A 12,569-nucleotide genomic window follows, 5' to 3' on the forward strand; every position below is an offset into this window, starting at 1 on the left:
CGTGTTTGATTACTTGATCAGGCCAACCCGCGAGAAATTCGGCAGGTGGCTGAGTTTCGGCTCCGGCCAGCTCATCCAGACCGCGAAGGCCTTGCCGACAATATTCTTGTCGGGAACCATGCCCAGCAGATCCTTGGGAATGTTCGGATCATCCCAGTAGCGGCTGTCATTCGAATTGTCGCGGTTGTCGCCCATCATGAAGTAGTGCCCGGCAGGCACTGTCCACGAACGGTCCGGGGTGGCGCGGTAACGGCTCATTTCCTTGCGGATCAGGTGCTCGGCTGCGCCGAGTTTTTCCTGATAGAGCTCCGCGCTGCCCAGCGAACCCGCTTCGGCGCCGACCATCTTCTCGGCAATCGACTCGCCGTTGACGAACAGACGCTTGTCGGCGGTGTAACGCACCGTGTCACCGGGCAGGCCGACCACACGCTTGATGTAGTTGACGTTCGGGTCGCTCGGGTAGCGGAACACCATCACATCGCCGCGCTGCGGGTCACCGACTTCGATGATCTTCTTGTCGATCACCGGCAGACGGATGCCGTAGGAAAACTTGTTCACCAGAATGAAGTCGCCGACATCCAGGGTCGGTTTCATCGAGCCGGACGGGATCTGGAACGGCTCCACCAGGAACGAACGCAGCACCAGCACGATGAACAGCACCGGAAAGAACGACTTGCCGTATTCAACCAGCAGCGGCTCTTTGTTCAGCTTCTCGACCACCACAGGCTCGGGCTGGCTGACACTGCCTTGATAAGAGGCAATGGCAGCACGCCGACGCGGTGCCAGGAACAGCAGATCAAGCAACGCCAACAGGCCGCAGACGAACACGGCGATGACCAGCAACAGCGGGAAATTTAGCGACATAGGACCTGATTATTCCAACCTGAGCACGGCGAGGAAGGCTTCCTGTGGAATTTCCACGTTGCCGACCTGTTTCATGCGTTTCTTACCGGCCTTCTGCTTCTCGAGCAGTTTCTTCTTACGACTGACGTCACCGCCGTAGCATTTGGCCAATACGTTCTTTCTGAGCGCCTTGACGGTTGTCCGGGCCACGATCTGACCACCAATGGCAGCCTGAATCGCCACGTCGAACATCTGACGAGGAATCAGTTCTTTCATCTTCTCGGTCAACTGGCGACCTTTGAAGTGCGAATTGTCACGGTGCACGATCAATGCCAGGGCATCGACCTTGTCGCCGTTGATCAGCACGTCCAGTTTCACCAGATTAGCCGATTGGTAACGATCGAAATGGTAGTCCAGCGAAGCATAGCCGCGGCTGGTGGATTTGAGACGGTCGAAGAAGTCCAGGACCACTTCGTTCATCGGCAGGTCGTAGGTCACTTGCACCTGATTGCCGAGGAACAGCATGTCGACCTGAACACCGCGTTTCTCGATGCACAGGGTGATCACGTTGCCCAGGTGTTCCTGCGGTACGAGGATATTGGCGCGCACGATTGGCTCGCGCATGTCCTCGATCGCCGACACGTCCGGAAGCTTCGACGGGTTGTCGACGTAAATCGTTTCACCGGTTTTCAGCACCAGCTCGAAAATTACCGTCGGCGCGGTGGTGATCAGGTCCAGGTCGTATTCGCGCTCGAGGCGCTCCTGGATGATTTCCATGTGCAGCATGCCGAGGAAGCCGCAACGGAAGCCGAAGCCCAGGGCGTCGGAGCTTTCCGGGGTGTACTGCAGCGACGAGTCGTTCAGGGTCAGCTTCTGCAGCGCTTCGCGGAAATCCTCGAAGTCATCGGAGCTGACCGGGAACAGACCGGCGTAAACCTGTGGCTGAATGCGTTTGAAGCCCGGCAGCACCGGCACGTCCGGCGTGGAGCTCAAGGTCAGGGTGTCACCGACCGGCGCACCGTGAATGTCCTTGATGCTGGCGATGATGAAGCCCACTTCGCCGGCCTTCAAATCAACGGTGGCGGTGTGTTTCGGGTTGAACACGCCGACGCTGTCGACCAGGTGCACCTTGCCGGTGGACTTGACCAGAATCTTGTCGCCCTTCTTCACACGGCCGTGGCGCACGCGTACCAGGGAAACAACACCCAGGTAGTTGTCGAACCAGGAATCGATGATCAACGCTTGCAGCGGATCTTCGATATTGCCGGTCGGCGCAGGGATGGTGTGCACCAGACGCTCGAGCACTTCGTCGACACCCAGGCCGGTCTTGGCGCTGCAGGTGACGGCGTCGGTGGCGTCGATGCCGATGATCTTCTCGATCTCGTCCTTGACGCGATCCGGCTCGGCCTGGGGCAGGTCGATCTTGTTCAGGACCGGCATGACCTCCAGGCCCTGCTCGATGGCGGTGTAGCAGTTGGCCACGGACTGGGCTTCGACGCCCTGCCCCGCATCGACCACCAGCAAGGCACCTTCGCACGCGGCCAGGGAACGGCTGACTTCGTAGGTGAAGTCGACGTGGCCCGGGGTGTCAATGAAGTTCAGCTGGTAGGTGATGCCGTCTTTGGCTTTGTAATAGAGGGTAACGCTGTGGGCCTTGATGGTGATCCCGCGTTCACGCTCAAGATCCATGGAATCCAGTACCTGGGCTTCCATTTCACGCTCGGCCAGGCCGCCGCACATCTGGATGAAACGGTCAGCCAGCGTCGACTTGCCATGGTCAATGTGGGCGATGATGGAGAAATTGCGGATATGACTCAAATCACTCACGGATCAACACTCAAAAAGGCTGCAGGCTTGGCCCGCCGAAAAATAGCCGGGAATTGTACCTGATACACGGCGCAAGCGTCACGTTCGCCTGTCACCCGGATCGCATGCAAAAACGCCCCGGTCTGGCGACCGAGGCGCTTTCAGGGGTCAAGCGCTGAATGAAAGCTTGTTCATCAGCCCGCGCGTCTGAGCAGCCAGACACCCGCCAGCGCACACACGCCGGCCGGCACCAGCACGGCAAACAGCGGCGAGAAACCGAACACCAGACTCGATGGCCCCAGCAGATCCTGGACGATGCGGAAGGTGAAGCCCACCAGCACGCCGGTGAAAACACGCTGACCGAGGGTCACCGAACGCAGCGGGCCGAAGATGAACGAGATCGCCATCAGCACCAGCGCGGCGGTCACCAGCGGCTGCAACACCTTGACCCAAAATGCCAGCCAGTAGCGGCCATTGCTCAGGCCCTGCTCGGCCAGATAGTGGATGTAGCCCCACAGACCGCTGATCGACAGCGATTCCGGCGCCATGACTACGGTGCTGAGCAGTTGCGGGCTCAACGCCACGTCCCACTCCTCGCTCGGGGCATTGACGACCTCGGTGCTGCGCTCGTGGAACAGCGTGGTGGCAACGTCGGTGAGCTGCCACTTGGTGCCGTCAAACTCGGCCTTTTTGGCGAAGCTGGAGCTGAGCAGATGGCGCTCCTTGTCGAAGTGATAGCGCGTCACGCCGTACAACAGACCGTTCGGTTGAACGGCGTTGATGTGGATGAATTCCTCACCCTGACGGTGCCACATACCGTGTTTAGCGCTTTGCGCATCGCCGCTGCCTTGGGCCAGCGAGCGATTGGCCTGTGCCATGCTTTCGGTGGCCGGGGCGACGTATTCGCCAATCAGCACGCCGGCGAGCATCAGCACCAGCATCGGTTTCATGACGGCCCAGACGATACGGCCGATCGACACGCCAGCAGCGCGCATGACTGTCAGCTCACTGCTGCTGGCCAGACTGCCGAGACCGATCAGGCAGCCGATCAATGCCGCCATCGGCAGCATTTCATAAAGACGGCGCGGTGCGGTCAGCAATACAAAACCGAGCACGTCGACCAAGGTGTAGGTGTCGCTGACGTCGCCCATTTCATCGATGAAGGCAAACAACGTCGCCAGGCCGAGGATGATCGCCAGCACGGCGATGATCGCCATGAACACGCTGCTGCCGATGTAGCGATCTAGTTTAACCACGGGCCACCTCCAGCGCGGCGCTGCGACGGCTGGCCAGCTTCAGGCGCAGCGGCTCCCAGTAAAGCAGGCCGAGGCCGATCACCAGGAAGATCGCGTGCACCCACCACAGACCGAGGGCCGGCGGGATCTTGCCTTTTTCAAGGGCGCCGCGAGCGGCAATCAGGATGGTCAGGTAAGCCATATAAAGAAGAATCGCCGGCAGCAGCTTGAGGAAACGCCCCTGACGCGGATTCACCCGCGACAGCGGCACCGCCATCAGGGTCACGATGAATACCAGCAAAGGCAGGGACATGCGCCATTGCAGCTCGGTTTTTGAACGGATGTCATCACTGCCCCACAGGGACGAGGTCGGCATCGCATCGCGATCGGTGACTTCTTCGCTGACGTCCGGCTTGGGTAGCAGCACGCCGTAGGTTTCGTAATGAATGGCGCGGTAATCGGCTTGCCCCGGGCTGCCGTCATAGCGGTAGCCGTTGTCGAGGATCAGGTAGCGATTGCCATCGGGGCGGATTTCCTGACGGCCCGACTCGGCCACCAGTACGGAAATCCCGCGATCCTTCTTATCGGCGCCGAGGTTCTTCTGCGAAATGAACACGCTACCGAGATTGACGCGGTCGTCGCTCAGGGTTTCGGTGTAAGTCACTCGAGTACCGTCACGCAAGGCCTGGAAGCGGCCCGGTTCGAGGGTATCGAACTCGGTCAGCGCGTCCTGCTTGTTCAGCAGCAGCTGAAACTGGTTGGCGCCCTGCGGAGCCAGGCCGAGGCTCAGCCACGCCACCACCAGTGCCACCAGCGTTGCCGGAAACAGGGTCATGCGAAACAGCTTTTGCTGGCTCATGCCGGTGGCCGAGAGCACGGTCATTTCGCTTTCGAGGTACAGGCGACCGTAGGCCAGCAGGATCCCGAGGAACAGGCCCAGCGGCAGAATCAGTTGCAGGAAACCCGGCAGACGAAAGCCCATGATCAGGAACAGCGAGCCCGGATCGAGCTGACCGGCCGCAGCCTGCGCCAGGTATTTGATGAAGCGACCGCTCATGATGATGACCAGCAGCACGGCACTTACGGCGCTGAGGGTCAACAGGACTTCGCGGGACAGATAACGGAAGACGATCAAACCAGACACTCCAGGGTTGTCAGGCTAAGGCGGCCAAACAAGCAAACACATCGACCGGCCCGCCATGCAGAGCGGTCGAAAAAAGATGCGGCATTATCCTGTGATTGGGTGCGCCTGTCACTGCGCACACTCATCCATCGCTGTAATCCTTTGCTGAGGGTTGTCAGGCGCGGGGAGCGAGGTTCAAACTGCGGCCCTTGTCGCAGGCTTTGGCCTGCGCCTCTTCTATCTATAAGCAGGCGACTGCGGACAACGTCGAACGCCTGCGTGTTGACCATTCATTCAGGGATCCGGACATGGAACTGGTTGTAAAAAGCGTTAGCCCAGAAACGTTGAAAACCGCCACCCTGGTGGTTGCCGTCGGCGAAGGCCGCAAACTCGGTGTCGCCGCCAGACTGGTTGACGAGTCGAGCGGTGGCGCGATCAGCGCCGTGCTCAAGCGTGGCGACCTGGCTGGCAAGGTCGGTCAGAGCCTGCTGCTGCACAGCCTGCCGAACCTGAAAGCCGAGCGCGTGTTGCTGGTCGGCGTGGGCAAGGACGAAGAACTGGGCGACCGTCCGTTCCGCAAAATCGTTGCCAGCATCCTCAACACCCTCAAAGGCCTGGGCGGCGGTGATGCCGTGCTGGCGCTGGATGAAGTCATCGTCAAAGGTCGCGACAGCTACGGCAAGACTCGCCTGCTGGCAGAAACCCTGGTCGACGGCGGCTACACCTTCGACCAGTTCAAGAGCCAGAAAGCCGAACCGCGCGCCCTGAAGAAAATCACTCTGCTGACCATCAAGGCTGCGCAGGCCGAAGTGCAGCGCGCCGTGAATCACGCCACCGCGATTGCCAATGGCATGGCCTTCACCCGCGATCTGGGCAACCTGCCACCGAACATCTGCCACCCGACCTTCATGGGCGAACAGGCCAAGAACCTGGGCAAAGAGTTCAAGGATCTGAAAGTCGAAGTACTCGACGAGAAGAAGATCAAATCCCTCGGCATGGGCTCGTTCTACGCCGTGGGCCAGGGCAGCGCCCAGCCGCCGCGCCTGATCGTCATGCAATACAACGGCGGCAAGAAATCCGAGAAGCCATACGCGCTGGTCGGCAAGGGCATCACCTTCGACACCGGCGGCATCAGCCTGAAGCCGGGCGCCGGCATGGACGAGATGAAGTACGACATGGGCGGCGCTGCCTCGGTGTTCGGCACGTTGCGCGCCGTGCTTGAGCTGAAACTGCCGATCAATCTGGTGTGCATCCTCGCCTGCGCCGAAAACATGCCGAGCGGCAATGCTTCGCGGCCGGGCGATATCGTCACCACCATGAGCGGCCAGACCGTGGAAATCCTCAACACCGACGCCGAAGGCCGTCTGGTGCTGTGCGATGCGCTGACCTACGCCGAGCGCTTCAAGCCACAAGCGGTGATCGACATCGCCACCCTGACCGGTGCTTGCGTAGTGGCCCTGGGCGCACACACGTCTGGCCTGCTGGGCAACAACGACGAACTGATCGACCAACTGCTCAGCGCCGGCAAGGCTGCCGACGACCGCGCTTGGCAACTGCCGCTGTTCGACGAGTATCAAGAGCAACTGGACAGCCCGTTCGCCGACATCGCCAACATTGGCGGGCCGAAGGCCGGCACCATCACTGCCGCCTGCTTCCTGTCGCGCTTCACCAAGAACCTCAACTGGGCGCACCTGGACATCGCCGGCACGGCATGGACCAGCGGCGGCAAGGACAAGGGCGCCACTGGCCGTCCGGTTCCGCTGCTGACCCAGTACCTGCTCGATCGCGCCAAAGCCTGACACCGCTGATGGGCGGCGGCGTCACTTTCGGGTGACGCCGCTTGCCGCTCTGGAACCGCAATGACCAAAGTCGACTTCTATATCCTGCCCAGCGCCGATCCTTCAGCGCGCCTGGATTTCGCCTGCAAGCTCACCGAGAAAGCCTGGCGCATGGGCCATCGCATCTACCTGCATTGCAGCGATGCGGCCCAACGTGACGATCTCGATGCGCGGCTGTGGGCATTCAAGGGCGAAAGTTTCGTGCCTCACGGCCCTGCCGACAGTGAGCCCGACGGTTTGATCGTGCTGGGACACGGGGCAGACTGCGGTGAGCACCAGGATCTGCTGGTCAATCTCGATCTGAAAGTCCCGGCCTTCGCCAGCAAATTCGCCCGCGTGGCGGAAGTGGTGGTGGAAGATCCAACCATCCGCGCAGCGGCGCGGGAGAGTTTCCGTTTCTACCGCGAACAGGGCTATTCTCTGCAAGACCACCGTTTACAGCGACTCTGAGCACTCCAATGGACACTCCGAAACCGCAACAGAAGTCCGCACACCTGCTGGACGATCTCGAATCGATCCGCCAGTTGCTCGGCGATGACAACCTGCAACCGCCGCTGTTGACCGATACGGTCGATGACAGCGAACAGGAACAGATTCCAATGCTGTTCGACTCCGTCGGCAACCAGCCGGCGGCCGTCGAGCCGCCACCAGCGCCGCCGGCTGCCCCGGCTGCCGCACCGGTCGATAAAGGCCCGGACGCCTTGCTGCACCTGGACAGCGAACTGCGCGCCGCCGCGCAATTGATCATGCAAGACGTGATCGACGACTTCGCCCCGCACATCGAAACCGAAATCAAACGCCGCCTCGATGCGCGGATGGAGCGGCTGCTCGCTGCAGCTGCAAGCGGCAAGCTTTAAGCTGCAAGCCAAAGCCAAAGCCAAACCCACCGCTATCCTCTTGCAGCTTGTGGCTTGTGGCTTGTAGCTGCCCCCCCAGCTATACTTGCCGGCTTTTCCTGAATAAATGCCAATAGGGTCCCGCCGCGCATGGATAAGACCTACCAGCCGCACGCCATTGAAACTTCCTGGTACAAGACTTGGGAGTCCGAGAACTACTTCGCCCCGCAAGGCGCGGGCGAGTCCTACACCATCATGATCCCGCCGCCGAACGTCACTGGCAGCCTGCACATGGGTCACGGCTTCAACAACGCGATCATGGACGCTTTGATCCGTTTCCGCCGCATGCAGGGTCGCGACACCCTGTGGCAGCCGGGCACCGACCACGCCGGTATCGCCACGCAAATGCTGGTGGAGCGTCAGCTCGAAGCCCAGGGCCAGAATCGTCACGATCTGGGCCGGGAAAAATTTCTCGAGAAAGTCTGGGAGTGGAAAGATCAGTCCGGCGGCAACATCAGCCGGCAGATCCGCCGCCTCGGCTCGTCCGTCGACTGGAGCCGCGAGCGCTTCACCATGGACGACGGCCTCTCGGAAGCGGTCAAGGAAGCCTTCGTGCGCCTGCATGAAGACGGCCTGATCTATCGCGGCAAGCGTCTGGTCAACTGGGACACCAAACTGCACACGGCGATTTCCGACCTCGAAGTGGAAAACCACGAAGAGAAAGGCTTTCTGTGGAACCTGAAATACCCATTGGCCGATGGCGTTAAAACCGCCGAGGGCAATGACTTCCTGATCGTCGCCACCACCCGTCCGGAAACCATGCTCGGCGACTCCGCCGTCGCGGTTAACCCGAACGACGAGCGCTACAAAGCGCTGATCGGCAAATTCGTCGAGCTGCCACTGGTTGGCCGGCGCATCCCGATCATCGCCGACGATTATTGCGACCCTGAATTCGGCACCGGCTGCGTGAAAATCACCCCGGCCCACGATTTCAACGACTACGAAGTCGGCAAGCGCCACAACCTGCCGCTGCTGAACATCTTCGACAAGAACGCCAACGTGCTGCCTGCCGCTCAGGTGTTCAACCTCGACGGCACGCTGAACGAGAGCATCGACGGCAAGATTCCGGCCGAGTTCGCCGGCCTCGAACGTTTCGAAGCGCGCAAGCAGATCGTTGCTGCGTTCGACGCCGCCGGCCTGCTGGTGAGTGTCAACGATCACAATCTGAAAACGCCGAAAGGCGATCGCTCCGGCACCGTCATCGAGCCGTGGCTGACCGACCAGTGGTACGTATCGACCAAGCCGCTGGCCGAGCCGGCGATTGCTGCCGTTGAAGACGGTCGCATCCAGTTCGTGCCCAAGCAGTACGAAAACATGTACTTCTCGTGGATGCGCGACATCCAGGACTGGTGCATCAGCCGTCAGCTGTGGTGGGGCCACCGGATTCCGGCCTGGTACGACGAGTCGGGCAAGGTCTACGTCGGTCGCGACGAAGCCGAAGTGCGTGCCAAGCACAACCTCGGCCCGGACGTTGCGCTGCAACAGGACAACGACGTACTCGACACCTGGTTCAGCTCCGGCCTTTGGACGTTCTCTACTCTGGGCTGGCCTGAGCAGACCGAGTTCCTGAAGAAATTCCACTCCACCGACGTGCTGGTCACCGGTTTCGACATCATTTTCTTCTGGGTTGCCCGGATGATCATGATGACCATGCACCTGATGAAGAACGAAGACGGCACGCCGCAGGTTCCGTTCAAAACTGTGTACGTACACGGTCTGGTGCGCGACGGCCAGGGCCAGAAGATGTCCAAGTCCAAGGGCAACGTCCTTGACCCGCTGGACATCATCGACGGCATCGACCTGGAAACCCTGGTGCAGAAGCGCACTTCGGGCCTGATGCAACCGAAACTGGCGAAGAAGATCGAGAAAGCCACCCGCGAAGAATTCGCCAATGGCATCGAAAGCTACGGCACCGACGCCCTGCGCTTTACCTTCTGCTCGCTGGCCTCGACCGGTCGCGACATCAAGTTCGACATGGGTCGCGTCGAAGGCTATCGCAACTTCTGCAACAAGATCTGGAACGCCGCGCGTTACGTTCTGGACAAGGGCGAAGATTGCGGCCAGAACGGCGAAGCCTACGAGCTGTCGTTGGCTGATCGCTGGATCATTTCGCAGTTGCAACGCACCGAAGCCGAAGTGACCCGCCAACTGGATCAGTTCCGTTTCGACCTCGCCGCGCAAGCGCTGTACGAGTTCATCTGGAACCAATACTGCGACTGGTATCTGGAACTGTCCAAGCCTGTGTTGTGGGACGAGAACGCGCCGGTCGAACGCCAGCGCGGCACTCGCCGTACGCTGGTGCGCGTGCTGGAAGTGGCGCTGCGTCTGGCGCATCCGTTCATGCCGTTCATCACTGAAGAAATCTGGCAGCGCATCGCGCCGCTGGCCGGTATTCAGGGCAAAACGATCATGCTGCAGCCTTGGCCGGTGGCCAACGAAGAGCGCATCGATCCGGCGGCGGAAAACGACATCGAATGGCTCAAGGAACTGATGCTCGGCACGCGCAACATTCGTGGCGAGATGAACATCGGCCCGGGCAAGCCACTGCCGATCTTCCTGAAGAATGTCAGCGCTGACGACCAGCGCCGCCTGAGCGAGAACGAAGCGCTGCTGAAGAAGCTAGCGCGTCTGGAATCGATCACCGTACTCGCCGCTGGCGAAGAAGCACCGCTGTCCGCCACCGCACTGGTCGGCGAGATGGAAGTGCTGGTGCCGATGGCCGGCCTGATCGACAAAGGCGCGGAACTGGCACGTCTGGACAAGGAAATCCTGCGCTTGCAGGGCGAAGTCCAGCGCGTTGGCGGCAAACTGTCCAACGCAGGTTTCGTCGACAAGGCCCCGGCCGAAGTCATCGAGAAGGAACGCGCCAAACTGGCCGAGGCCGAACAGGCCCTGGGCAAACTGGCCGAGCAGCATGCGCGGATTGCCAGCCTGTAACGGCAAATCGCAGTGAAAAAGGGAGGCCCAGGTGGCCTCCCTTTTTCATGCCCACCACTCTCCCCTGTAGGAGCTGCCGAAGGCTGCGATCTTTTGATCTTGCTTCTAAAAATCAACATCAAAAGATCGCAGCCCTCGGCAGCTCCTACATGGGTTCGGCGCATGGCCCATCAATGTGGGACAATACCCGCCACTTTCAGCCATACCCGAATCGACCACGCCCATGACCGCCCCCCGCACACCCAAACCTGCGCGCAAGAAGCCTGACGCCGCGTCCCCGAGCAAAGCCGTCGAGCCGCGCGAGAAGGCCAGCCTGCATCCGCGCAATCGCCATCAGGGTCGTTACGACTTTCCGGCACTGATCAAGACCACGCCGGAACTGGCCAAGTACGTGATCACCAACCCGTACGGCAAGGAAAGCATCGATTTCGCCAGCCCCGACGCGGTGCGTGTGTTCAACCGGGCGCTGCTCAAGGCGTTCTATGGCATTCAGCATTGGGATATCCCGGCAGATTACCTCTGCCCTCCGGTTCCGGGGCGTGCCGATTACGTGCACTTTCTCGCCGATCTGCTGGCGAGCATGAACGACGGCAAAGTGCCGCGCGGTGCGATCGTCAATGTGCTGGACATCGGCATGGGCGCCAACTGCGTGTATCCGCTGATTGGCAACAGCGAATACCGCTGGCACTTCCTCGGCTCGGAGATCGACCCTACAGCCGTGGCGGCGGCGCGAGCGATCGTGCAGTCCAATGATCTGAGCAAGGTGATCCAGCTGCGCCAGCAGGAAAACCGCAAGCACATCCTCATTGGCTTGCTGGAGCCGGGCGAGCGTTTCGACCTGACCATGTGCAACCCGCCATTCCACGCCTCCATGGAAGAGGCGACCAAGGGCAGCGAGCGCAAATGGCGCGCCTTGGGCAAGGCCGACCCGAAACGCAAACTGCCGGTGCTGAACTTCGGCGGGCAGTCGGCGGAGCTGTGGTGTGAAGGCGGCGAAGCGCGCTTCGTGACGCAACTGATTGCCGAGAGCGCGAACTTCCAGCACAAGGTGTTGTGGTTCAGCACGCTGGTGTCGAAGGCCTCGAACCTGCCGGCCATTGAAACCGCGCTGAAGAAGGCCGGGGTGCTGGAGAGCCAGGTCGTGGAGATGTCGCAGGGGCAGAAGCAGAGCCGCTTTGTCGCCTGGACATTCCAGACCAAGTCCGAGCAGCAGATCTGGCGGCGTGAGCGCTGGGTTCGCTAAGACACAGCAGATCCCCTGTGGGAGCGAGCCTGCTCGCGAAGGCAGCGTGTCAGTCAGCTTCAATATCGACTGACCCACCGCTTTCGCGAGCAGGCTCGCTCCCACATTTGCCCGCGACTTGACCGTCAAATCACAGACACAAAAAAACCGTGCCCCGGATCACTCCGAAGCACGGTTTTTTTATCGCTGCGTCTTACTTGTTCACAGCGTCGGTCAGGCCTTTGGCCACAACCAGCTTGATCACTTTCTTTGCAGGGATTTCGATGGCAGCGCCAGTCGAAGGGTTACGGCCGGTGCGGGCAGGACGCTCGGTCACTTTCAGCTTGCCGATACCTGGCAAGGTGATTTCGCCGCCGTTTTCCAGCTGATCGGCAACGATTTGGCCCAGTTGGTCCAGAGCGTTACGCGCGGTGGTTTTCGGCGCGTCGATAGCTTCAGCGATGTCGGCGATCAGTTGGTCTTTAGTAAGAGCCATGTAGTGTTCCTTCCCTATCAAATTCATATGGATTGCAGAGTGCAGTGTCAGCCATCGAGCCCGATCTTCTGGATCTGGCACCCTCGGCGATAACCACGACGAGTCGGGTTATAGATGCCGAAATCAGGGTTTGGTTCGACCTGACAAATGCTGAATGCACGCTTAACGCAGTG

10 protein-coding genes are annotated in these 12,569 nt (G+C 60.5%); 5 read left to right on the forward strand and 5 right to left on the reverse strand.

The annotated features are described in order from the left end of the window. Positions 1-9: 9 nt before the first annotated feature. The 4 genes from lepB to lptF all read right to left on the reverse strand — a co-directional run bounded on the left by lepB (position 10) and on the right by lptF (position 5,019). A complete protein-coding gene (gene lepB, locus AC0IXA_RS11795) occupies positions 10-864 on the reverse strand; it encodes a signal peptidase I (RefSeq protein ID WP_016771563.1) in 855 nt (284 codons plus the stop codon). 9 nt (positions 865-873) lie between these two features. Continuing rightward, complete coding sequence (gene lepA / locus AC0IXA_RS11800; RefSeq protein WP_016771564.1) at positions 874-2,670, reverse strand: translation elongation factor 4; 1,797 nt, start codon at positions 2,668-2,670, stop codon at positions 874-876. Positions 2,671-2,843: 173 nt separating this feature from the next. Then, positions 2,844-3,905 (reverse strand): LPS export ABC transporter permease LptG, encoded by a 1,062-nt coding sequence (lptG, locus tag AC0IXA_RS11805; RefSeq protein ID WP_073473630.1) that lies wholly within the window; start codon positions 3,903-3,905, stop codon positions 2,844-2,846. Next, entirely contained in the window at positions 3,898-5,019 is a 1,122-nt protein-coding gene (lptF, locus tag AC0IXA_RS11810; RefSeq protein WP_016771566.1) for an LPS export ABC transporter permease LptF, read from the reverse strand. The genes lptG and lptF overlap by 8 nt, the downstream gene beginning before the upstream one ends. A 296-nt stretch (positions 5,020-5,315) precedes the next feature. Here lptF and AC0IXA_RS11815 point away from each other — a divergent pair, with 296 nt between their 5' ends. The 5 genes from AC0IXA_RS11815 (at position 5,316) to rlmF (ending at position 11,921) form a co-directional block, all read left to right on the forward strand. Next, a complete protein-coding gene (locus tag AC0IXA_RS11815; protein WP_341639148.1) occupies positions 5,316-6,806 on the forward strand; it encodes a leucyl aminopeptidase in 1,491 nt (496 codons plus the stop codon). Between the two features lie 60 nt (positions 6,807-6,866). Beyond that, positions 6,867-7,295 carry a DNA polymerase III subunit chi gene (locus AC0IXA_RS11820; protein WP_056783088.1) on the forward strand — a complete coding sequence of 143 codons (429 nt, stop codon included), beginning with the start codon at positions 6,867-6,869 and terminating at the stop codon, positions 7,293-7,295. Positions 7,296-7,303: 8 nt separating this feature from the next. Continuing rightward, positions 7,304-7,702: a DNA polymerase III subunit chi gene (locus AC0IXA_RS11825; RefSeq protein ID WP_110647046.1), complete on the forward strand. Its 399-nt coding sequence runs from the start codon at positions 7,304-7,306 to the stop codon at positions 7,700-7,702. 129 nt (positions 7,703-7,831) lie between these two features. After that, the gene (locus tag AC0IXA_RS11830; RefSeq protein WP_217864281.1) at positions 7,832-10,678 is read left to right on the forward strand and encodes a valine--tRNA ligase; all 2,847 of its coding nucleotides are present in this window, start codon (positions 7,832-7,834) and stop codon (positions 10,676-10,678) included. Positions 10,679-10,901: 223 nt separating this feature from the next. Continuing rightward, positions 10,902-11,921: a 23S rRNA (adenine(1618)-N(6))-methyltransferase RlmF gene (gene rlmF / locus AC0IXA_RS11835; protein ID WP_016771571.1), complete on the forward strand. Its 1,020-nt coding sequence runs from the start codon at positions 10,902-10,904 to the stop codon at positions 11,919-11,921. A 193-nt stretch (positions 11,922-12,114) separates the two neighbouring features. On the opposite strand, the gene AC0IXA_RS11840 is transcribed toward rlmF, so the two are convergent. Next, positions 12,115-12,396 carry an HU family DNA-binding protein gene (locus AC0IXA_RS11840; RefSeq protein WP_003221909.1) on the reverse strand — a complete coding sequence of 94 codons (282 nt, stop codon included), beginning with the start codon at positions 12,394-12,396 and terminating at the stop codon, positions 12,115-12,117. Between the last annotated feature and the right edge of the window lie 173 nt (positions 12,397-12,569).

The organism is Pseudomonas sp. AC083, from assembly GCF_979253165.1.

Excerpts from the sequence above, each read along its gene's own strand:
- lepB (WP_016771563.1), bottom strand. The coding sequence starts at position 864 with ATGTCGCTAAATTTCCCGCTGTTGCTGGTCATCGCCGTGTTCGTCTGC.
- AC0IXA_RS11815 (WP_341639148.1), top strand. The coding sequence starts at position 5,316 with ATGGAACTGGTTGTAAAAAGCGTTAGCCCAGAAACGTTGAAAACCGCC.
- AC0IXA_RS11820 (WP_056783088.1), top strand. The coding sequence starts at position 6,867 with ATGACCAAAGTCGACTTCTATATCCTGCCCAGCGCCGATCCTTCAGCG.
- AC0IXA_RS11825 (WP_110647046.1), top strand. The coding sequence starts at position 7,304 with ATGGACACTCCGAAACCGCAACAGAAGTCCGCACACCTGCTGGACGAT.
- AC0IXA_RS11830 (WP_217864281.1), top strand. The coding sequence starts at position 7,832 with ATGGATAAGACCTACCAGCCGCACGCCATTGAAACTTCCTGGTACAAG.
- rlmF (WP_016771571.1), top strand. The coding sequence starts at position 10,902 with ATGACCGCCCCCCGCACACCCAAACCTGCGCGCAAGAAGCCTGACGCC.
- AC0IXA_RS11840 (WP_003221909.1), bottom strand. The coding sequence starts at position 12,396 with ATGGCTCTTACTAAAGACCAACTGATCGCCGACATCGCTGAAGCTATC.